At 65.6% G+C, this 22585-nt stretch carries 11 protein-coding genes; 3 read left to right on the top strand and 8 right to left on the bottom strand.

Going from position 1 to position 22585, the window contains the following annotated elements:
- Position 1: 1 nt before the first annotated feature.
- From pcp to ACTOWJ_RS18030, 5 genes are all read right to left on the bottom strand, one after another.
- Positions 2-673 (bottom strand): pyroglutamyl-peptidase I, encoded by a 672-nt coding sequence (pcp, locus tag ACTOWJ_RS18010; RefSeq protein ID WP_441335986.1) that lies wholly within the window; start codon positions 671-673, stop codon positions 2-4.
- Positions 670-1623, bottom strand: coding sequence for a DUF979 domain-containing protein (locus ACTOWJ_RS18015; protein ID WP_441335987.1), 954 nt, complete (start codon positions 1621-1623; stop codon positions 670-672). Before ACTOWJ_RS18015 ends, pcp begins: the two co-directional genes overlap by 4 nt.
- The gene (locus ACTOWJ_RS18020; protein ID WP_441335988.1) at positions 1620-2357 is read right to left on the bottom strand and encodes a DUF969 domain-containing protein; all 738 of its coding nucleotides are present in this window, start codon (positions 2355-2357) and stop codon (positions 1620-1622) included. The genes ACTOWJ_RS18015 and ACTOWJ_RS18020 overlap by 4 nt, the downstream gene beginning before the upstream one ends.
- Before the next feature lie 85 nt (positions 2358-2442).
- Positions 2443-3186, bottom strand: a complete 744-nt coding sequence (locus tag ACTOWJ_RS18025) for a LamB/YcsF family protein (RefSeq protein ID WP_441335989.1) — start codon at positions 3184-3186, stop codon at positions 2443-2445.
- A 13-nt stretch (positions 3187-3199) separates the two neighbouring features.
- Complete coding sequence (locus tag ACTOWJ_RS18030; protein ID WP_441335990.1) at positions 3200-3364, bottom strand: LiaI-LiaF-like domain-containing protein; 165 nt, start codon at positions 3362-3364, stop codon at positions 3200-3202.
- A gap of 395 nt (positions 3365-3759) precedes the next feature.
- Here ACTOWJ_RS18030 and ACTOWJ_RS18035 point away from each other — a divergent pair, with 395 nt between their 5' ends.
- The 3 genes from ACTOWJ_RS18035 to ACTOWJ_RS18045 are packed head-to-tail and all read left to right on the top strand — an operon-like array spanning position 3760 to position 16705.
- Entirely contained in the window at positions 3760-14679 is a 10920-nt protein-coding gene (locus ACTOWJ_RS18035) for a two-partner secretion domain-containing protein (RefSeq protein ID WP_441335991.1), read from the top strand.
- Between the two features lie 2 nt (positions 14680-14681).
- Positions 14682-14912, top strand: coding sequence for a hypothetical protein (locus ACTOWJ_RS18040; RefSeq protein WP_441335992.1), 231 nt, complete (start codon positions 14682-14684; stop codon positions 14910-14912).
- On the top strand, positions 14909-16705 hold the full coding sequence (locus ACTOWJ_RS18045) for a ShlB/FhaC/HecB family hemolysin secretion/activation protein (RefSeq protein ID WP_441335993.1): 1797 nt from the start codon (positions 14909-14911) through the stop codon (positions 16703-16705). Before ACTOWJ_RS18040 ends, ACTOWJ_RS18045 begins: the two co-directional genes overlap by 4 nt.
- Before the next feature lie 68 nt (positions 16706-16773).
- Here the strand turns inward: ACTOWJ_RS18045 and ACTOWJ_RS18050 are convergent, their stop codons facing one another.
- The 3 genes from ACTOWJ_RS18050 to ACTOWJ_RS18060 form a co-directional block, all read right to left on the bottom strand.
- Entirely contained in the window at positions 16774-18612 is a 1839-nt protein-coding gene (locus ACTOWJ_RS18050; protein ID WP_441335994.1) for a DUF885 domain-containing protein, read from the bottom strand.
- Between the two features lie 195 nt (positions 18613-18807).
- Positions 18808-21762 carry a serine/threonine protein kinase gene (locus ACTOWJ_RS18055; protein ID WP_441335995.1) on the bottom strand — a complete coding sequence of 985 codons (2955 nt, stop codon included), beginning with the start codon at positions 21760-21762 and terminating at the stop codon, positions 18808-18810.
- A 45-nt stretch (positions 21763-21807) separates the two neighbouring features.
- Positions 21808-22404: an ECF-type sigma factor gene (locus ACTOWJ_RS18060; protein ID WP_441335996.1), complete on the bottom strand. Its 597-nt coding sequence runs from the start codon at positions 22402-22404 to the stop codon at positions 21808-21810.
- Positions 22405-22585 lie beyond the last annotated feature (181 nt).

Consider the following 22585-nt stretch of genomic DNA (forward strand, 5'->3'; position numbering starts at 1 on the left):
GTCAGTGTTCGGCGCCGCCGGCGATGCGGCGGTCGACCGAGGTCGCCAGCGCGGTCTGCATCGCCACGCGCAGGGCCTGGACCACGCTGTCGGTGGCCAGACTCGCTGCGCCGGGATGGCGCTCGGCTTGCGCGGGAGAATACGGAATGTGGATGAAGCCGCCTCGAACGCCGACGTGACCGGGTTCGCTCAAGGCATGCATCAGCCCGTAGAACACGTGATTGCACACGTAGGTGCCGGCGGTCTGCGATATCTCGGCGGGAATGCCGGCCGCGCGCACCGCCGCCAGCATGGCCTTGATCGGCAAGTTGCCGAAGTACGCCGCCGGGCCGCCTTCGACGATCGGGATATCGATGGGCTGCGCGCCGAGATTGTCGACGATGCGCGCATCGTCGATGTTGATCGCGACCCGTTCGATCGACAACAGCGAGCGTCCGCCGGCCTGGGCCACGCACAGCACCATCTCCGGCCGCAGCGCGTCGATGTGCGCGCGCAACTCGCGCACCGATTCGCCGAACGCCACCGGCAGCCGGCGTGCGGCGATGCGGTGGCCTTCGACGATGGCGCCGTCGAGTTGGCGCACCGCTTCCCAACTGGGGTTTGTTTGATCGCCGCCGAACGGCTCGAAGCCGGTCAACAGCACGGTGCCTTGCGGCTTGCGGTGGGACGTCATCGGAAGGCGATCCAGTACATCAACAGCACATTGCAGATCAGCAGCACCGCGCCGGTGGGCCATTGCGCGCGGATAACGCCGTAGGGGTCCTTGAGTTCCAGCAACGCGGCCGGCACCAGGTTGTAGTTGGCAGCCATCGGCGTCATCAGCGAGCCGCAGTAGCCCGACAGCATACCGATCGCGGCCAGCGAAGCGGCATCGGCGCCGTGATGCTGGATCAGCAAGGGCAGGGCGATGCCGCCGGTCATCACCGGAAACGCGGCGAAGGCGTTGCCCATGATCGCCGCGAACAAGGCCATGCCCAGCGCATAGGCGACCACCACGACGAAGGCGTTGTCGACCGGAATCACCGAACGCACCACGCCGGCCACGGCCTGGCCGACGCCGCCGGCCTCGAACACGCTGCCGAGCGCGGCCAGCAACAGCGGCAGCAGCGCGGCCCAGCCGATCGAATCGACCAGCCGCCGCGACTGCTCCACGCCGCTCCACGGCGTCTGCCGTGTCAGCCGGCAGGCGGCGAACAAGGCGACGATGCAGGCCAGGGCCAGCGCGATCAAGGTGACGTTGGCGCTTTGCAGCAGCGGCGCGTCGCCGATCTTTACGTACTTCAGGCCCAGCGCGCCGAGCAGAGTCACCGCCGGAATCAGCAGCGCCGGCCAGAACAGGCGGTTGCCCAGGCGCCGCGCTTCGGATTGTTTCTCTTCGCCGTCGGTTTCCGCGTAACGACCCTTGCCGAGCCCGCCGAAACCGGCCAGCACCGCCAGCACCACCACGCAGGCGCCGACGGCTTTGTTCGGCAGGTGTTCGGCCAGGAACATCAGCGCCGCGATCAGGCCCCAGAACAACGCGGTGGTGTAGCGGCGCGGATTGGCCGCGTCGCGGACGCCGCGCCAGGCCAGCGCGGCGAAGTAGGCGCCCATCAGCCAGTAGACGAAGGTCAGGGTGATCATGGCGACGGCGCCCGATCGTCGGCGGCGGCATCGGCGGCGTCGCCCGCACGGGCGTTGCGCGCCTGCTCCACGCGCCGCGCCAACGTGCGCTCGAATCTCAGCACCCGCAGCACATGGATGACGAAGGCGCAGATCGCGGTCGGAATGCCCCATAGCGCGATCTGCAGCGGATCGAGCGCGAGTCCGTGTTCGGCGAAGAAGCTCTGGATCAGCAGCACCGCGCCGAAGGCGATGAAGATGTCCTCGCCGAAGAACAGGCCGACGTTGTCGGTGCCGGCGGCCATCGCGCGGATGCGCTGGCGTTCGTCTTCGCTCAACTCGCCGTGCGCGCTCTGCGCCGCGCCCTCGGCCATCGGCGCCAGCAGCGGCCGCACGGTCTGCGGGTGGCCGCCCAGGCTGGTCAGGCCGACCGCGGAGGCCAGCTGGCGCATCAGCAGATAGGCGATCAGCAAGCGGCCCATGGTCGCGCCGCGCAAGCGCGCGACCCAATGCTGGGCGTGTTCCTTCAGGCCATGGCGTTCGAGCAGGCCGATCACCGGCAAGGTCAACAGGAACAACAGCAGGAAGCGTTTTTCGGTGTAGGCCTTGCCCAGCACTTCGAGCACGTCCAGCGGCGAGAGCTGCGAGGCCAGTCCGGTGATGAAGCCGGCGGCGACCACCACCAAGGCCGGGTTGAGCCGCAGCACGAAGCCGAGCACGACCGCGGCGACGCCGATCAAGGGCCAATAATTCATGCCGGGTCCTGGTAACGGAGAAAGAGGGCGGAAACGCTGCACGACCGCGCCGCCGATGGCGCGCGACGACGATCCAGGTCGCCGCTCACAAGGCGGCGACCTGAATCCCGTCGGCTTGCAATGCCTCGCGCACCGCACGCGCGAACGCTGGCGCGTCCTCGCGATCGCCGTGCAGGCACAGCGTGTCGGCGCGCAGGGCGATGCGGCCGCCGCCGGCGACGTCGACTTCGCCGTGCAGCACCAGATCGCGCACTTGCCGGATCGAGTCGGGCAGCGATTCGATCACCGCGCCGGGCTGGCCGCGCGGCAGCAGCCGGCCGTTGGCCGCGTAACCGCGTTCGGCGAAGACTTCGTGGGCCACGCGCAGGCCGGCGTGTTCGGCCGCGTCGGTGAGTCGGGATTGGGCCAGCCCGTAGACGATCAGGTTCGGATCGAAGGCGGCGACCGCGGCGACAATGGCTTCGGCGACGATGCGGTCGTCGGCGGCGAGGTTGTACAGCGCGCCGTGCGGCTTGACGTGAGTCAGGCGCAGACCTTCATCGTCGGCGATCGAGGCCAGCCGCGCCATCTGGCCCAGCATCAGCATGCCGATTTCGTCTCGGCTCAGCGGCAGGGTGCGGCGGCCGAAATGTTCCGGATCCTCGTAGCCCGGATGCGTGCCGGCGGCGACGCCGTGGCGGCGGCACAGGCGCAGGGTCTCGCGCATGCTGGCCTCGTCGCCGGCATGGCCGCCGCAGGCGATGTTGGCCGAGCTGACGTAGGGCAGGATCGCGGCGTCGTCGCCGCAGCCTTCGCCGAGATCGCAGTTGAAGTCGATGCGTCCGGACATGGCGGGCGTGTGGCTAGTTGCGCTTGAACAACAGGCCCAGGCCGACCGCGATCAGGATCGCCGGCCACCAGGTCACCAGCACCCGGGTCAGGCTGAGATTGGTGAAGCCCAGGTTGTTGAGCAGGAACAAGGTGCCGATGACGATCAGGATCAGGGCGCCGACAACGTGGGATTTCATTTGCGGGTTTCTCTCGAATGTCGCGAAACGTCGATGGCCCGGCGTTGCCGGAGCCGGGTGGGGTCCGGGGACGAGTCTAGTGCTCCACGGCCGGTTTGCCCAACCGGCGCGGGCACGGTCCGTCGGCCTCCAGGTCGCGGCGATACGCAAGCCCGTCGCGCGCGGCAGCGCCATTTCACGGTGTTTTCCCGTGTAACCAATGTGTTCCTCGCGTACCCGGCGGTGTTCTGAATAGCGTGATTTGCATCACCAAACGGCGATGTCGTTACGAAAATCCTGAACTGGCGTGGGGGATCGGCGGCGCGTCTGCGTCCAGTTATCTGATCGCTCCCACCGGCCCTTAACCGGCCACCGCGCAGCGCCCCGACGTACGACGTGTTTCAAGGACGATTCTGATGACCGCCCCCCTGTTCCGACTCGCCTTCTTCGCCGGGCGCGATTCGCGCCGCCCTCTCCCCACGGAAACCGGATCTGCGCAGAACGCGCACGCCGAGCCGACCCGGCGCGCATCCGCGGCGGTCGCCGGCCATCGCGGCACCGCGCCGGCGACGGCGATGGTCGTGCTGATGGCGGCCTTGGCCGCGCCGCCCAGCCGCGGCCAGATCGTCGGTGCGCCCGAGGTGCCCGGCAGTCAGCGCCCGGTGATTCTGACCACGCCCAACGGCCTGCCAATGGTGAACATCCAGACGCCGTCGGCCGCCGGCGTCAGCCGCAACGTCTACCAGCAGTTCAACGTCGGCCCGGAGGGTGCGGTCCTCAACAACAGCCGCACCAACGTGCAGACCCAACTCGGCGGCTGGGTGCAGGGCAATCCGAATCTGGCCGGCGGCGCGGCGCGGATCGTGCTCAACGAAGTCAACGGCGGCGATCCGAGCCGCCTGCGCGGTTATCTCGAGGTCGGCGGCCAGCGCGCCGAAGTGATCATCGCCAACCCGGCTGGCATTTCGGTCGACGGCGGCGGCTTCATCAACGCCAGCCGCGCCACCTTGACCACCGGCACGCCGCAGTTGAACTCGCTCGGCGGGCTGGACGGCTTCCTGGTCCGCGGCGGCACCATCGCCATCGACGGCAAGGGCCTGGACCTGAGCCGCACCGATTACGCGGCGATCCTGGCGCGCGCGGTGCAGGCCAACGCCGGCATCTGGGCCAGCGAACTGAAGGTCGTGACCGGTGCCAATCAAGTCTCGGCCGACCATGCCCGCGTCGACGCCGTCGCCGGCAACGGCCCGGCGCCGGTCTACGCGCTCGACGTAGCCGCGCTCGGCGGCATGTACGCGGGCAAGATCGTGTTGATCGGCACCGAAGCGGGCCTGGGCGTGCGCAACGCCGGCACCGTGCAGGCCGCGGCGTCGAACGTCGTCGGCGCGCCCTTGGCCGCGGCCGGCCAACTCGTCGTCACCAGCGCCGGACGCCTGGAGAACCTCGGCACGCTGCAAGGCACGGCCGATACGAACGTGAGCGCGGCTGCGTTGGCCAACAGCGGCCGCGTGTCCAGCGGCGGCAACCTCAAGATCGCCACGCAGGCCGACCTGGCCAACACCGCCGCCGGCAAGGGCGGCATGATCGAAGGCTCGCGGCTGGAATTGAACAGCGCCGCCGGCGATCTGGACAATCGCGGCGGCACGCTGCGGCAGACCAGCAGCGCGGGCCTGGTCTTGAACGCGCCCAGGCTCAGCAACGCCGGCGGCGTCATCGGCCAGGAGCCGATCGCGCAGGGGCCGGGTCCGGGCACGCCAGGTACGCCAGGCACGCCAGGTACCGGCCCGGGCACGCCGGGAGGCGGGAACCCGGGAGGCGGCACGCCGGGTGAACCCGGCGGCGGCATAACGCCGCCGCCCTACGTTCCGCCGTCGCCCGGTGCGATCGCCGCGGCAGGTGCGGTGCGCAACGACGGCGGCCGGATTTACGGCGGCGCCGATATCGATGCGCAAAGCGCCGATGTCGACAACAACGGTGGCTCGCTGAGCCTGTCGACGCTCACCGTCAGCCAGCCGCGCTTCGACAATCACGGCGGCACGCTCAATATCAGCCGCGCGTTCAACGCCAATGTCGAACGCTTCGATAACAGCGGCGGCAAGCTCAATGCCGGCAGTCTGAACATCTCCGCCAGCGGCGATTTCTTCAACACCGACGGCCAGCTCACCAGTGCCGGCGATGCCACTGTCAACGTCGGCGGCAACGCCGACAACACCCGCGGCACCGTCTCCGCCATCGGCGTGCTGACCGCCAATGTCACCGGTAGTGCGATCAACAACGCGGGTAGTTTGATCGCCAATCGCGGCGTGAGTTTGAATGCCGCCGCGCTGGACAACAGCAAGGGCAGCATCCAGTCGGCGCAAGCCGGCACGCAGTTGAACGTAGCCGGAGCGCTGAACAACGCGCAGGGACAGATCGGCGCGAACACGGACCTGATCGTTCGCGCCGGCAGTCTGGCCAACAGCGGCAGCTTGCGCGGCAGCAACGACACCACGCTCACGGTGAGCGGCGCGCTGAGCAACGACGGCGGCATTACCGCGGGCCGTGACGTGACGATCGCCGCCGGCAGCGTGCAAGGCGGCAAGAGCGGCGTGCTGGGGGCCGGCGTGCAGAGCGACGGCAAGCTCGGTGGCGCGGGAACGTTGCAAGTCACCGCCAGCGGCGCGCTGGTCGCGCAGGGCACCAACCTCGCCGCGGGCAACGCCAGCTTGCAGGGCGGCAGCATCGATCTGTCGGACAGTCAGACCAACGCGGCCAACATCGCGCTTACCGCAACGCAAGGCGACATCGCCACCCGCAAAGCCACCGTGGCCACCGCCGGCACGCTGCGCATCGCGACCGCGGGCAACGCGGCCCAGACCCTGGTCAACGATGGCGGCAAGCTCAACGCGAATCAGTTGGACATTCAAGTCGCCAATCTGAGCAACGGCCAGAGCGGCGAGATCGTGCAGACCGGTACCGGTGTCAGCACACTCGTCGCGCGCGGAACGTTCGACAACAGCGGCGGGCGCATCTCCAGCAATGGTGCGGACCTGACCCTACAAGCGGCGAATATCGGCAACAACGGCGGCAAGATCGAACATGCGGGTGCGGGCACGCTGAAGATCGCAGGCGGCAACTACACCGGTGCGAACGGCCAGATCATCAGCAACGGCGGTTTGAACGTCGCCTTGACCGGCGGTTTCAACCAGAACGGCGGCGTAGCCAACGCCAAGCGCGTCGCCATCGAGGCCGGTTCGCTGAGCAACCGCGGCGGCCAGATCGTCCAGACCGACAAAGACGCCACCCGCATCGCAGTCGCGGGCACGATCAACAACAGCGGCGGCACGATTGCCAGCAACGGCGATACCACGGTGACTGCCGGCGGCCTGATCAACCAGAACGGCATCTTGCGTGCGGCCGATACGTCGAAGCTCGATCTGACGGTCGCGGGCGCCCTGGACAACAGCGCGAAAGGCGAGATCGGCGCGGGCGGAAATCTGCGCTTGAACGCCGGCAGCATGAACAACGACACCGGCCGCATCACCTCGGTCGGCGATTTGAACGCGCAGATCGGCGGCGCAGCCAGCAACCGCGGCGGCACGATCGCCGCCAACGGCAACGCCGCGCTCAATGCGGCCAGGCTGGACAACAGCGGCGGTACCGTCGCGGCCGTCACCGGCGCGCTCGATGTCGTCACCACCGGTGCAACCGACAACGCGGGAGGAACCCTGCAGGCCGGCGGCGCTACCCGCTTGAGCAATGGCGGCCTCAATAACGTCGACGGCAAGATTTTCGGCGACAGCATCGCCATCGACTCGGGCGTCGCCGCATTCGACAACACGCGCGGCACCATCGCCGGCGTCAAGACGGTCGACCTCAAGTCCGGAGCGCTGACCAACAGCGCCGGCCTGATCCAATCCGGCACCGCGATGTCGATCGACACGCGCGGCCAGACGCTGGTCAACACCAACGCGGCGGGCCACGGCACCAAGCAAGGCGGCATCAGCAGCGGTGGCACGTTGGCGCTGAACGCAGGCGCGGTGAATAACGCCGCGGGCTACATCGGCGCGAAGGAGGCATTGACCGCGAATACGCAGGGTTTCACCAACACCAGCGGCGGCCTCGTCCTGGGTCAGTCGACGGTCGCGATCAACACGCAAGGCGCGGGTTTCGACAATCGCAACGGACAGTTGCTGGCCAAGAGCGATCTCACCCTCAACGCCGGCGCGGTCGACAACACCGACGCGCTGATCCGCTCGCTCGGCACCGCCACGCTCAATGCCGGCAACATCGTCAACGCCAACACCAACAAGGCCGAGCGCGGCATCGAGGGCAAGAACGTCAACCTCGGCGTCGGCAACCTCGACAACAGCAACGGCGCGATCCGCGCGGACCTGATCGCCAAGATCACCAGCGGCGGTACCGTCAACAACAGCAACGGCCTGATATCGGCCGGCGACACGGTCGCCATCGTCGACCCCAACGCCGGCAATCCCGGCGCCAAGTCGCTCAACCTGATCAACACCGGCGGCACGCTGGTGGCCGACAAGCTGCTGAACATCGACGCGGCACGCTTCAGCGGCGACGGACGTGCCCTGTCGGGCAAGGACCTGAGCATTGCCTTGACTCAGGACATCGTCAACAACGGCGAAGTGGCTGCCAACGGGAGCGTGAGCTACACCACCACCGGCAACTTCACCAACAACGGCAAACTCGCCGCCGGCCAGACGCTCACCGTCGGCGGCAGCACGGTGAACAACACCGCCAGCGGCGATATCGCCGGCAACGTCACCGTCGTCAATGCCGGTACCTTGAACAATCGCGGCATCATCGACGGGCGCAACACCCAGATCAATGCCGGAACGGTCAACAACGTCGGCACCGGCCGCATCTATGGCGATGCGATCTCCATCGGCGCGGGTACGATCAACAACGATGTCGAAACAGCCAACGGAGCTACCAAGGTCGGCACCATCGCCGCGCGCGACACGTTGAACATCGGCGCGGGCACCATCAACAATCGCGAAGGCGCATTGATCTTCAGCGGCGGCCTCGGCGCCAATGCCATGAACATCGGCGGCGCACTCGATGCCAACCGCCTGGCTATCGGCCAGGGCGGCGCGCTCAATAACCTGAGCGCGAACATCGAGTCGATGGGCGGCATGTCGTTGTCGATGGGGCAGGTGAACAACCGCGACGTGCATATTCGCAGGGGCGAACCGAAGGTCACTCCGAGCGTGGTGCAGGGTGCGGCGGCGGAGACGCCGTGGGGCAACGGCAATGGTGGCATCTATCCGCTCGACCAACTGCGACTCGACCCGATCAACGGTTGGATGTTCCTGCGTAAGCCCGACGGCACCGAAGAACTGATCGGAATCGGCGGCTACGCGGTGTGGACCAACTACATCACCACCACCGAGGAAACCGCGACCGATCTTGCCCCCTCTCGCATCGTCGCGGGCGGCAATATGAACGTGAATGGCCGCCTGTACAACCAGGACAGCCAAGTTCTCGCCGGTGGAACGATCACGGCCAACGATTATGTGCCCGACCCGATGACGGGAACGGTCACCGCGATCGGTTTCGCCAACGCGGTTAACCACCTCAACGAGGTTCTGTTCACCAACGTCCCGCTCACCATCCCGCCCAAGAGCATTGGATTGGGGGCGTCCAGGTACGAACAGAACACCAACGCCGTTCGCCGTTACGACTCAGGCACGGCCGGTTCGGCCAACGTCGACACCAAGGCGGGCAGTGCGGGCGGCGTCAACAACGGCAACGGTCCGGCCACCATCGTGGAAGTGCCGGCGAACGTCGGCGCGGTCGTGCGTGCGTCCGGCGCCAATGCCGGCGCAGCCAGCGGTGCTGGCGGCTCCGACGGCACCGGTGCCAGCCAGAACGTACCCATGGTCGTGCGCACCAGCACGCCCGGCGCAACGATTCCCAGCGCCAGCCTGTTCGGCCTGCGCCCCGATGCGGGCAGCCGCTATCTGGTCGAAACCGATCCGCGCTTCGCCAATTATCGCCAGTGGGCCAGCAGCGATTATCTGCTCAACAGTCTGGGCCTGAATCCGAACAATCTGCTCAAGCGATTGGGCGATGGGTTCTACGAGCAAAAGTTGATTCGTGAGCAGATCGCGCAGCTCACCGGGTATCGCTTCCTCGAGGGCTTCAACAGCGATGAAACGCAGTACACCTCGCTGATGAGCGCGGGCGCTACGTTCGCCAAGCAATACGGCCTCACTCCCGGTATTGCGCTCAGCGCCGCGCAGATGGCGCAGCTGACCAGCGATATCGTCTGGCTGGTCGAGCAGACCGTGGCGTTGCCGGGTGGCGGGACTCAGCGTGTGTTGGTGCCGCAGGTGTATGTGCGGGTTCGGCCGGGCGATATCGATGGTTCGGGAGCGTTGCTCAGCGCTGATACGATCAAGATCAAGAGTGGCGGCGATGTCACCAATACCGGCACTATCGCCGGCCGCTCGCTCGTGTCGATCAATGCCGAGAACATCAACAATCTCGGTGGCCGTATCGTTGGCGGTAGCGTCGGCCTCAACGCCCGCAATGACCTGAACAACATCGGCGGAAGCATCGTTGCGCGCGATATGGCGATCCTGACGGCAGGGCGCGACATCAACATGCAGACGACGACCACGTCCGCGAGCAGCACGGCCGGGAGCAGCACAGCCGTCGACCGTGTGGCTGGTGTCTACGTGACCAATCCGGGCGGCGCGCTGATGGCCTCCGCCGGTCGCGATACCAATCTTGTCGCCGCAGCCTTGGTCAGCGCCGGCGGCGTATCGGTGGGCGCCGGGCGCAACATCAACATGAGCACCGTGACCGAGGGTCATACCCTCGCGATCGCGAGCAAGAACGCAGCAGGTATTGCGGCGGAGAGCCGAGAGGTGGGTTCGGTCATCCAAGGGCAGGGCAGCGTCAGTCTTGGGGCTGGCAATGACATCAACATCCGCGCGGGGGCGGTGGCCAGCGTGGATGGTGCATTGGTGGCGACCGCCAAGAACGACATCAACCTCACCTCTGGACAGGCCACGACCAGCGTTGCGACGGCAACGCAGAGTTCTTCCAAGAGTCTGTTCAAGAAGAGCAGCTCCAGCACCTTCGACAGCACCAGCAACACAGAGGTGCTCTCCAGCAGCCTGAGCGGCAAGAGCATGGCGCTGGTGGCTGGTAATGACATGAACCTGCAGGCCGCGCAGCTTCAATCCGCCGATGGGATGAGCCTGTCGGCGGGACGCGACATCAATCTCACCACCGCCACCCGCAGCAGTACCGAACTGCACGCCAGCCAGCAACGAACCAGCAGCACGGCTTTGGCCAGGGGCTGGGCCTTGGCCTCCGATGCCGGAGGGCCGATCGGCGGCTACGGCAACCGTAAGAACTCGGGCAACAGCACCAGCGCCGAAATACGCAACGAGGCCGTGGGGACCACCATCTCGGCCGGCAGTCTGCGGACCGTCAGTGGACGCGACACCACCTTGCAAGCGGCCACTGTCGTGGCTGATCGAGACATCACGATGGTGGCCGGGCGCGACCTCACCATCGAGAGTGCGCAGAACACCGAACTCAGCGCCAGTTCCGCGGCCAATGCGAGGAGCGGCTTCATCGGCTCCTGGTCCGCGCCCGGATTGGGCAACGTCAAAGGGTTCGGAGCCCAGGCGGCCAGTCGCACTACCCAGCAGGCCAGCCAGGTGGCTAGCCTCACAGGCGATGTGACTCTGGTGGCGGGCAATGAGTACCGCCAAACCGCCAGCAGCGTGATGGCCGCGGGGCAGGCCGGCCCGCTGGTTGGCGGCAACGTCAACATCCTTGCGAAGAACGTCGTCATCAATGAGGCCTACAACACCGAGCAGACGGTGGATGTGCAGCGCAGTTCCAGTACACAACTGGGCGGCAGCGCCAACTTCATGGGCATCGGCACGGACAGCCTCCGCAATGCCCAAAGCACCGTCCGCGCGGTGGCCAACACCGGTGGCGACGGCCGGATGATGGCGCTGGGTGCGTTGAACCTCGCCATAGCGGGCAAGCAAGCCTTCGGTGCCGCCAATAGTCTGGCCGGCGCCCTGAGCGGCAGCGGGCCCAGCCTGACCGGCATGAGCGAGTTGGGGACATTGAGTTACGGGGTGAGCGTCAGCCTGAGCCGAAATACCAGTCAAGGCACGAGTTTCGGTACCAGCAGCACTGCCGTGGGTTCCAGTGTGGTGGGGGCCAACAACGTCAACATCATCGCCACCGGCGGAGGCAAGGGCTCCAATATCCACGCGGTGGGTTCCACCATCGCGGCGGGCAATACCGTCAATCTTGCGGCAGAAAACGACATCACTTTGGAGGCCAGCCGTAATTCCAGCGTGACGGCTGGCCGGAATTCCAGCAACGGGGCCAATGTGGGCGTGACCTTTGGTGCCGGCGCGCAGAACGGTTTTAGCATCCAACTCGGGGTGAGCAGCGGCAAGGGCCGGGACAACCAGAACGATGTCAGCTACAACGCCACCCAGGTCACAGGCGGCAGGGCGGTCAATATCAGTTCGGGCGGCGACTTGAACCTGCGCGGAGCCACCGTGGAGGCTAACCGCGTGATGGCCGACGTCGGCGGCAACCTGAACATCGAGAGCCTGCAGGATGTGAGCGTGGGGCAGTCGCGGCAGAGCAGTTCGGGCATCAATCTCAGCCTGTGCATTCCGCCGTTCTGCACCGGCCTGATCGCAACGGTTGGCGGCAACGCGGCCGGGGCCAAGGCGGATGGGGTGTTTATCAGTCCGGCAGTTCAGTCCGGTATCAAGGCAGGCGACGGCGGCTTCAATGTCAATGTGAGAGGCGACACGAAGCTGGTCGGTGGCGTCATCGAATCCACGCAGGCGGCCATCGACGCGGGCAAGAACAGCTTCAGGACTGGCGGCACGCTGACCATGACGGACCTGCAGAACCTGAGCCAGTCCAGTGGCAGCGCCTACTCAGTGAGTGGATCGGTAGGCATAGGGCAAACCCCCAATGCCAACCCCGCGCGGGACGCGAGTTCGGAGCCAGGCCTCAGGCCCGGTGGGGTGGGGTTGGGCAGCTACACCGGCAACAACCAGGCCAGCACGACCCGATCGGGAATCAGCGGTATCGCTGGAGACCAGAGTGTCAGGACAGCAGATCTCAGTAGCGCGGGCACGCTGGTGCGAGACTGGAATACGCAGTCCATTATTAAAAACGTGCAGGCGCAGGCGCAGATCACGCAGCAGTTCCAGCAGCAGGCCGGGCAAGCCGTGGGTGCTTATGCGGGCGACAGGTACAAAGAGGCGCTTTTGAATGAAAACAGGGCTTCAAACTCCGCTGACGGAACTTATGGAGGCAAGACCGTCAGCGAGTGGCGGCAGGAGTCCATCGATTGGCGTGAAGGCGGGATCAGTCGCGCGGCGCTGCACGCCGGTGTGGGTGCTTTGGCGGGCGGAATCGGCGGTGCCTTGGGCGCGGCCACAAGCCAGGGTGCTATTGGAATTGTCTCTGATTCGATTCGCCAGACGGATCTGCCGCAGGCAGTCAAGGAAGCGCTTGTCGTCGTAGCGAGCACGACCATCGGCGCGATTGCCGGCGGAAATGCCGGCGCGGCGTCGGCGTTCAACGCTGCTTCCAACAACTACCTTACCAGCAAGCAAGTCAGGAGCATGATGGATGCTCTGGCGCAGGCTAAGGATCAGCAACAGCGCAACGCCATTCTTCAGATCTTCGCCGATCTGAGCTTGGAGCAGGGCCGCGCTTCAGCGAACTGCAAGGAGAACTGCGCGCAAATCGCCGCGGAGATCAAAGCGGGAAGTGACGAGCTGGGTGCGAATTTTAGCCAGCTGGCTCGTTACTCCGGGGGTGGGTTTGGATTTACGACCAATGAAGCGACAAAGGCCATTTACCACTTGCAAAACTCCGATGCGAATCAAATCGCCAATCGCATCGCCTTAAGCAGCGCGAACGATCAGTACAAGCAAGTGCTTGCGAAGGCTTATCCCTCCATGAGCCTGAAAGTGAAGGGCGCCATTGAAGCGGCGCTTGCCTGCAGCACCACTGCGTGCATGACCGAGCAATATCAAGCGCTCGATACATTGAAGGGCGATGCAAGCGGTCAGGACGCAATGGCCCTTTATGACGCGGCTGAGCGGCTGAAGGGCCAGGCGCAGGTGATGGGCGCGTGCATGCCGGGGGTCAATTGCGCGTTTTCGCAGGTAGGCCTTGCCTTGGGAATGGCCAGACTCGACAGCGCGCTGGGCGAAGCCCACAGAGCTGGCGCAAGACCGAAGCCGCCCACCACCCTTTGCTCCTTCCGCGGCGACATGCAGGTCAGAACCAAGGAAGGGTACAAACCCATCGAGGCGATCAGCAGCAGGGACTGGGTGTATTCCCGCGACGAAGCGACCGCCCGCTATGGCTATAAGCAGGTGTTGGCGCAGTACAGCAATCCCTACAAGGAAACGGTCTATCTGACGATAAAGGATCGTGACGGCAAGCCTCAGACCATTGTCTCGAACAGGATTCATCCGTTCTTTGCCGTGCCGGTCGTGGATGGTGCGGAAGTGGGTCATTTACCTCCGGCATCCTCGGATGGCCATCGTTACGCGGGCGAGATTCAAGGCGGGCAGTGGATCGATGCGGCCGACCTGAAGACCGGCTATAGATTGCTCACCGAGCAAGGGCAGTGGCAGACCGTCGTAAGCTTGGGCATCGTCCAGGAGCCGCTGCGCGCGTTCAACCTCACGGTCGCCGACTATCACACCTACTTCATCAAGGGCACGAGCGGTGAGCAGGGGGTCTGGGTCCACAATCAATGCAATCTACCTCCCGGATATACCCGAAACCCCGATGGCACGGTGCAAGGTCCCAGGGATGGGGTCTATGCGCCAACCACTGCCGTGGACTTTGCCGGCAACCGGGTATACAGAGATGCATCAGGCAACTACTACACGCTCACCCCCGTCGGCGCGACCAGACTAGGGTCGCCAAACCCGCCGTCGGGTATTGGCTCAACAGGTAACGTCGGCCAAGACTGGTTGGATACCAATATAAATGGTGTGTCGCAGCAGCCGTTTCCTAGCGCTTACGGAAACCGTGTAGTTGACCGTCTTTCCACGGATCGTGTCGCCCATGAATCGAAAGTCGGGCACCTGGATCTGGATGATGATACGGCCAAGCAAATACTGAAAGATACGGAGTTGCTCAACGCAATGATGGATCCGGGGGCGGCCAACCCAGTGACTTTTGTGAAAGCGGTGGAGTGGCATTTTTTTAGGAGCCCGGTTACTAAGCAAATCGGGCCGACTCAGAGATTAGAAGATGCGCTAAAAGCGGCAGGCATTAAAATTGTTATCCACTGATCATGAAGTCATCAGTCAATTCTCTTGTTCGGAAGGCGGGGCGCATTCGAAGCGGGGAGTTGGGTGTTGGCCGGGAAGGCAAATTTCTTGCTTTCTTTGTGGGCATTTACTATGGGGCAGCTGCCATTAAAAATAATGGCGCCATTCGATGGGTTCAGTCGGATCAGATGGCGGATGGAAAGAAGTCGGCGGATTTCGGGCAGCCGGTTCTGCGCAGCCCCGCTTTGCAATGAACGCAAGCCGTCATGTCCATTGGGCTGACCATCAGATAAAGATCAGGGAGTTCATTTTGAAAACCACTCTGCTGGCCGTGGCTTTGCTGGCCAGCCCGCTGTTCGCTTTTGCGCAGCAAGCCAGCGTTCCCCAACCGATCATCGAACAGCAACGCCAACAGGAGCGCGAACGGGCTTTGCGAGAGCAGAACGAGCGCGCGGTCGATGAGCGCGCTCAGCCTGCGCCGCCTGCACCGACGCAAAAGATCCTGAGTTCCGAAACGCCGTGTTTCCGTATCGATCGTGTGGTGTTGACCGGCGAACATGCGGCGCAGTTTCAGTGGGCGGTCGAGGATCTGTCGGGCCCGGACGGCGACGATTCGCCGATCGGGCGTTGTCTGGGTACGGAGGGCGTCAACGTCGTGATCGCTCGCGCCCAGCAACGCGTGATCGAACGCGGCTGGGTGACCACGCGCGTGCTCGCTGCACCGCAGGATTTGTCCAAAGGAACGCTTACCTTGACCTTGATTCCTGGACGGATCGCGACGATCCGCTTGAAGGAAGGTTCCACCGACACGCTGCTCGGAGCGACCGCGTTGTTGGCCAGCGCGATTCCGGCACGGGCCGGCGATCTGTTGAATCTGCGCGATATCGAACAAGGCCTGGAGAATCTCAAGCGCGCGCCGACCGCCGACGCCGATATCCGCATCGAGCCGTCGACGGCGGCGAACGCCAAGCCCGGCGACAGCGATCTGGTCGTGCAATACGTGCAGTCGCGCAAATGGCGTCTGACCTTGAGCGCGGACGACAGCGGCACCGATTCGACCGGTCGCAATCAGGGCGGAGTGACCGCGTCGTTGGACAATCCGTTCGGGCTCAACGATCTGCTTTACGTCAGCTACAACCACGCGATCGCCAGTCCGCTGTTTCACGGTGCGGACAAGGGCAATGAAAGCCGCACGGCGCATTACTCGCTGCCGTATGGTTATTGGGCGCTGAGCCTGACCGGTTCCAGCAGCGAATACCACCAGAGTGTGGCCGGTCTCAACGAGCCTTATGTGTATTCGGGCGAGAGCGGCAACGGCGAGGTGAAGCTGTCGCGATTGCTCTACCGCGACCAGCACCGCAAGACCGCGATGGCGGTGAAGGCGTTCCGGCGTTCTTCGCACAACTTCGTCGACGACACCGAAGTCCAGGTGCAGCGCCGGGTGGTCGGGGGCTGGGAGGCGAGCGTCAATCACAAGGAGTTCGTGGGCAAGGCGACCTTGGAGGCGACGCTGGCCTACAAGCACGGCACCGGCGCGTTCGGTTCGATGCATGCGCCGGAGGAGCCGTTCGGCGAGGGCACTTCGCGGTTCAAGCTCTATACCGCCGAACTCAATCTCAATGCGCCGTTCAAGCTCAAGCTCGGTACGAGCGAGCAGAGTCTGCGTTATGTCGGACTGATCCGCGGGCAGTGGAACCGCACGCCGTTGACGCCGCAGGATCGTTTCGCGATCGGCGGGCGTTACTCGGTGCGCGGTTTCGACGGCGAGACCAGTCTGCTCTCCGATCGCGGCTGGCTGATCCGCAACGATCTGGGCTGGGCCTTGCAGGGTGGTGCGGAGCTGTATCTGGGCGTGGACTACGGCCGGGTCGGCGGGCGCTCGGTGGCCGAACTGATCGGCAATGAACTGGCCGGCGGCGCACTCGGTATCCGCGGCAACTGGGGCCGATTGAGCTACGACGTATTCGCCGGCGCGCCGATCTACAAGCCGCGCGGGTATCCGACCGCGGAGGTCACGTTCGGGTTCAGTCTGCTCGCCAGTTTCTGAGTCGGGCGCGTGGGCGAACAAAAAAAGGGCCGCGATGCGGCCCTTTTCTCTGAATCGCAATCGGCGAATTATTTTTCCGCGGGCTTGTCAGGCGAACCCGATGCGGGCGCCGCGGCAGGAGCGCCCGCCGCGGCCGGCTGAGGCGCGGTCCACAGCTTGGCCTGCGCCGCGCCGCCCATCATTTGCCCGCGCACCAGCGGGATCGGCGGACCGCCATAGCTCAGGAACTGATCGTGGAAGGCCTTCCAGCCCGCGCGCCCGCCGCGGTCGGCGGTCCAGTCCTCGCGCAGTTGCATGATCATCAACTTGCCGAGCGTGTAGTTCAGATAGGCCGGGTCGTAGGTACCGCGCGCGGCCTGTTGGCGCGCATTGCCCGGATCCTGGAACGCCTTGTCCTTGAACATCTGCTCGGACTGGGCAACGGTCATGCCGCCGGTGTGCAGGCCGATCGCCGACAGATAACGCACGTTGCGCAGCAGCGCGTTGGTGAGCTGGCCGATGTGGATTTCAGGGGTGGCGCCGTCCAGGCCGGCGTCGAACATCATCTCTTCGGTGTAATGCGCCCAGCCCTCGGCGTAGGCATAGCCGACGAACAACTGCGCGAACTTCCACTGCGAGCGGTTGGCGTGCAGGAACTGCAGGAAGTGTCCCGGCCAGACTTCATGCGCCGAGGTGAACAGCAGATCGGCCTTGCCCGGCACGTAGGCGTCCTGTTCGGCCTTGGGCCACTTGGGATCGGGCGGGGCGATGTAGTAGACCGAAGGCAGGTTCTTCTCGTACGGGCCCGGGATCTCGATGTAGGCGAAGTTGCTGCGGTTGAACGGCGGCGCTTCTTCGACCTTGGCTTCCTCGGTGCCCGGGATCGAGACCAGATCCTTGTCGACCAGGAACTGGCGCAGCCCGGTCAATTGCGCGCGCGCGCCTTCGACCGCGCCGCCGGCCGGCTTGTCGGCGTTGGCCTTGTCGATGCACTGGGTGAGCGAGCGGCCCTTGGCGTACTCATCGCAAGCGGCCTTCAACGCGGCCAGATTGCGCTGCAGATCGGCTTCGCCGGCGGCCTTGAGCTGATCCAGCGGCAGGTCCACGCCCTCGGTGGCCTTGAGCATCCTGGAGAATTTCTCCGCGCCCAGGGCGAAGTCCTGCGTCGCCTGCGGTTTCTGCGCGGCCAGATAGTCGGCCAGTGCCTGCATCGACTCGATCGCCTTGGCGTTGGAGGCCTTGAACCGCGCCTGCAGCGCGTCGTCCTTGACCTCGGCGAAGGCTTGCGGCACGTCGTTCTTGAAGAACTCGGCCAGACCGCCGAACACCATCGTGCCCAGTTCGATGTAACTGGCCGGCAGCGGGCCCTTGAGGTTGCCGCGGATCTGTTCGGCGGCCTTGGGCAGGGCTTCCTGATAGCTCACGAACGCGGCCATGCGCTGCGGCAGCGGCGCGTAGGGGCGGGTCAGGTACATGCTCGGCGACAGGTCGCCGGCGTAGAAACTCGGGTTCTTGCTGGCGAAGCCCGATTCCTCCTGCCAGAACAGCTGCCCGTCGATCACCGCGCGCACGTAGTCGCGCTGATAGCGCTGCGTCGCGTCCAGGCGATCGTCGCCGAAGGCGGCGACCGCGTCGCGCTGCTGGTGCAACCATTGGATGTTGCGCTGCAGGCCCTCGGGCGAGAAATCGGTGATCTTGCCGTCGAACTCGTGCTTGCCGGCGTTGGCGCCGACGACCGGGAAATGTTCGAAATAGCCTTGCACGAACGCGTCCACGGCCGCGCCCCATTCGGCGCCGGCCGGTTGGACGGCGGCTGCGGTCCGGGCAGCGTCGGCGGACGCGGCGGGTGCGGCGGTTTCGGATGTGCAGCCTGCGGCGAGCGCGGCGGCGACACAGGCAGACAGCGACAGCAGACGCAGGCTACGCATTGCGGTATCTCTCCGGAAAGTGGCGAGGGAAAGTGGCGAGGACGGTTCGCGGCCGGAACGGCACGGGCACCGATCATCGGTGGGTTTTCCCGGGACGGCCAGTGCCCTTGGTCGTGGTTGGGCCCAAGCCGTCGTACGGGCGAGGCGCGTGCGGACGAGACGTGCGTGGACCCAGCGCGCGCAGGCCCGCGGGATTTACTGCCGGGAGTGTGCCGGGCACCGTTGGGCGAGCCGATTCATGGTGTCGAGCTCGGCCGGTGCGAGCAATTCCCCGGTATCGACGCCGGATATCCGTCCGCGTTTTTGCAGATCGTCGAGAAAATTTTTCGCTATATCCGCGGGGCCGGCATCGGTGCTGAACGCTCGCGTCGAGAAATCGATCGCTTGCCGCAGGAAGGCCTCGGCGCGGGGACGGTCGCAGGTTTGATAGGCATAGAACGCGCGATACAACAGCGCCGCGTGAATGGCCTCCCGCTCGTTCTTGTGCAGCGATTCGGGATCGATGCGGTCGCTGCGCAGCCAATCGGCATTGGCCTGGAGCCGGGCCGCGAAGTTGCGGTCGGCCTCGACGAAGCGGCCACGCCGGTACAGCAGCCTGTCCCAGAACAACTCGGTCAGAGTCGGAAACAGGTCGGTAGGCTTGAAGTAACGGCGCATGTCCTGTCTGGCGGCAGTCAGCAGCGCGCTGGCTTGCTCGAGGTCTTCGTCGCGGCCAAAGTGCCCCAGGTAATGGCCCAGGAACATTTCCTCCAACGGCGCCGGAATACCGGCCCGGCGTTTTTCGTCCAAGGTCTGTCGCAACAAGGCCAATGCCCGTGGAATGTCGTCCGGGCGGCGCATTTCGGGCGGAATCCGAAACAAGGACATTGCGTAGTTGCGGCGCGCATCGACGACCTGCTCGTTATCAGGTCCGAACTTGCTTTCGCGCACACGCAGGCCCCAGGCCCAGCCTTCGGATTCTTCGCGCGCATTGTGGGTCGTCATCGGCAGGCCGATGACCGTCGCATCGACGTACTCGGGGTGCTCGCGTCCGTAGGCGGCGGCGATCAGCTCGCGCCCTTTGAGAACGGTTTCCTTCGTCACATCGGGGAACTGGCTGTAGGCCAGCAGCACCCAGGCGCGGCCGGTCTTGGGATGACGCTCGCCGAGCGTGCGTTGCCGGTTGGCCAGCAACTGCTGCGCCAACGGAATCCTGCCGGCGCCGACTTTCCAGCTGAGAATGAAGATCAGGCGTTCGCGCGCATCGTCGGCCAGGATCGGGTTGGTGTGCTCGACCAGCGCGATCGCGCGTCGCGCGTCGTCCTCGGCCTGATCGAAGCGCAACAGGCGGCTGCGGAAACGGGCGCGCAAGATCAACAACTGCGCCTGGATTTCCTCGTGTCCAGGGCCGAGCGATTGGGCCTGATCGAACGCCAGGTCCAGCGTGCGCAACGCCGTGGGGGTCGTGCCCTGGCCCCACTGCGCCATCGCCAGCTCGCCGAGCAAGGTGACGCGGATTACGCGCGCTTGCGCGGAGTCGCTGTTGCCGAGCTCGGCGATCCGCGCCGATGCCAGGGACGCGGCGTCGGCGTAGTCGGACCGGATATTGAGGATCGCCACGCGGGTTGCGGCGATGAAGCCGTCGTTGTCGCGATCCGCACCGATCCGTTGCGCCTGTTCGGTCAGGCGCGCGGCATAGGCGTAGTCGCCGATCATCGCGTAGCTGCGCGCCAGCGTCGCCAGGCTGCGCGCGCGCAAGGCGGGCTGATCGTCCAGCGGAAGCTTGGCCATCTCGCGCTCGGTTTTCTCCAGCAAGGCGCGCGAGGAGAACGGCGTGTTGCCCAGCCCCGACAAGGTCGCGCTGCCCAGGGTGGATGCGAACAGTTGGCTCACCGCCTGGGTGGCCTCGGCTTCCCGCGCGGCCTGGCGCCGTTGCCACAGCGACAGGCCGGTCCCGGCCACCATCGCCAGCATCAGCACCGTGCCCAGCAGCGCCGCGGCGGGATTGCGCCGCCGCCACTTTCGCACCCGCGACCAGGGTCCTCCGGGGCGGATGCCGATCGGGCGGTGCTCGCGCCAGCGCCGCAGATCGCGACCGAATTCGTCGACGCTGGGATAGCGGTCCTGCGGTCGGGTGGCCACCGCCTTGAGCGCGATCGCCGACAAATCGCCGGACAGCTCGCGTCGCAGCACGGCGAGGTCGCGCGCGCCGCGCTGGTGCGCGATCGTTTCGCTGGCGTCCTTGAGCAGCGCGTCCATCGGCAACGGCTCGCCGATCGACAGCGGGATCAGGTCGCGCAGACGGTTCAACGGCAGCGGCCATTGCCCGCACAGCAATCGATAGCTCAGCACCCCGAGCGCATACAGGTCGGCTGCCGGCGCGTGCACGCCGTGCTGGCGCGCTTCCGGCGCCGCGTAGTCGGGCGTGACCGCGATCGGTTCGCGCAAGCTGTCGTCGCCGGTGAAGTGCGAGGAGATGCCGAAGTCGACCAGATGCGCGCGTCCGTCCGCGCTGACCAGCACGTTGGGCGGCTTGATGTCGCGGTGGACGATGCCTTGCGCATGCGCGTAGCTCAAGGCCTCGCACACCTGGATCAGCAGGTCGACGCGTTCGCCCACGCTGCTGCGTTGGCGATCGCACCAGACGTCGATGGCCATGCCGTTCACATAGCGCATTGCGAACCAGGGATGGCCGTCCTCGCCGACGCCGCCGTCGAGCAGGGTGGCGATGCCGGGATGTTCCAGCCGCGCCAGATGATTGCGTTCGGCGACGAAGGCCTGCAGCAGTTCGGACGTGGCCAGCGTGGCGCGCACGCATTTGAGCGCCGCGCGTTGTTGGTACTGGCCATCGTCGCGATGGGCGGCATAGACCGTGCCCATGCCGCCCTCGGCGATGAGCCCGTCGATCCGCCATGCGCCCAGGCGCGTGCCGATGCGCGGATCCTCGCGCGCCGGTGCCGGGTCGGTCGCGCGCGCCTGCGCCAGCAGTTCGACCGGTGCGGTGTCCAACGCGCTGGTCGCGGCATCGGCTTGCAGCAGTGTTTCCAGGGCGCGGAGCAGTTGCGGGTCGCGCCGTTGCAAATCCGCGCGCATGCGTTCGCGCGCCGACTCGGATAGATCGAGGTACTCGTCGAACACCGGCAGCGCGCGGATCTTGTCGTCTTGCGTCATCTTGAAAGTCCAGGCGCGCGCGGGCGCTGCGGCGCGAGCAGGTCGTCAGTCGTCTTGTTCGCCGTGCTCGCCGAGGGTGCTCGACAGGAAGGCGCGCGCGCGACGCCAATCGCGGCGCACGGTGCGGTCGGTGACGCCCAGCGCCTGCGCGACTTCCTCGTCGGTCATGCCGCCGAAGTAACGCAGCTCCACCAGCAGGCCCAGGCGCGGTTCGGCCGCGGCCAGCTGGTCCAGGGCCTGGTCGATCATCAGCAGTTGTTCCAGCCGCGCGTCGTAGGCCAGGCCGGCGTCGTCCTCGTCCAGCGACACGGACTGGTGGCCTTCGCCGCGTTTTTCCGTGAGCAGCCGACGGGTTTCGTCGATCAGCGCGTAGCGCATCGCGTGCACCAGCACGCTGATCAGGTGGGCGCGGTCGTTGACGTTGAAGGTGGCCTGGCTCAAACGCAGCCAAGTGCGGTTGACCAGCGAAGTCGGCGAGCGTTCGCCGCCTTTCCAGCGTTGCCGGATCTGCATCCGCGCGAGCCGGTGCAGTTCCTGGTACAGCGCCGCGTAGACGCGATCCCAGGCGCCGGCGCGTCCGTTCTGGGCCTGATGGATAAGCTCGGTGATCGAATCCAAAGCCGCCTCGGACAAGGACGCCATATCGGCGCTTCCGGGATCGGAGGAGGGGTCGGGACGGCTGCGATCTGTTTCTGACATGTCCGGATTTTGCCTTATTTGGCGATTTCCGCGTCCATTAGATCGGGGTGTTTGCGATGTCCAGCGTCACAGTGCACATGCATGCGTGGTGAAGTGCGTACTTATGATGCGCAAATTGTATCTA

Source organism: Lysobacter sp. CA199, from assembly GCF_052078715.1.
Lineage (GTDB): Bacteria > Pseudomonadota > Gammaproteobacteria > Xanthomonadales > Xanthomonadaceae > Lysobacter.

Coding starts and splice junctions, on each gene's coding strand:
- ACTOWJ_RS18050 (WP_441335994.1), bottom strand. CDS start 18,612: ATGCGTAGCCTGCGTCTGCTGTCGCTGTCTGCCTGTGTCGCCGCCGCG.
- ACTOWJ_RS18040 (WP_441335992.1), top strand. CDS start 14,682: ATGAAGTCATCAGTCAATTCTCTTGTTCGGAAGGCGGGGCGCATTCGA.
- ACTOWJ_RS18025 (WP_441335989.1), bottom strand. CDS start 3,186: ATGTCCGGACGCATCGACTTCAACTGCGATCTCGGCGAAGGCTGCGGC.
- ACTOWJ_RS18045 (WP_441335993.1), top strand. CDS start 14,909: ATGAACGCAAGCCGTCATGTCCATTGGGCTGACCATCAGATAAAGATC.
- ACTOWJ_RS18060 (WP_441335996.1), bottom strand. CDS start 22,404: ATGGCGTCCTTGTCCGAGGCGGCTTTGGATTCGATCACCGAGCTTATC.
- ACTOWJ_RS18055 (WP_441335995.1), bottom strand. CDS start 21,762: ATGACGCAAGACGACAAGATCCGCGCGCTGCCGGTGTTCGACGAGTAC.
- ACTOWJ_RS18030 (WP_441335990.1), bottom strand. CDS start 3,364: ATGAAATCCCACGTTGTCGGCGCCCTGATCCTGATCGTCATCGGCACC.
- ACTOWJ_RS18015 (WP_441335987.1), bottom strand. CDS start 1,623: ATGATCACCCTGACCTTCGTCTACTGGCTGATGGGCGCCTACTTCGCC.
- ACTOWJ_RS18035 (WP_441335991.1), top strand. CDS start 3,760: ATGACCGCCCCCCTGTTCCGACTCGCCTTCTTCGCCGGGCGCGATTCG.
- pcp (WP_441335986.1), bottom strand. CDS start 673: ATGACGTCCCACCGCAAGCCGCAAGGCACCGTGCTGTTGACCGGCTTC.
- ACTOWJ_RS18020 (WP_441335988.1), bottom strand. CDS start 2,357: ATGAATTATTGGCCCTTGATCGGCGTCGCCGCGGTCGTGCTCGGCTTC.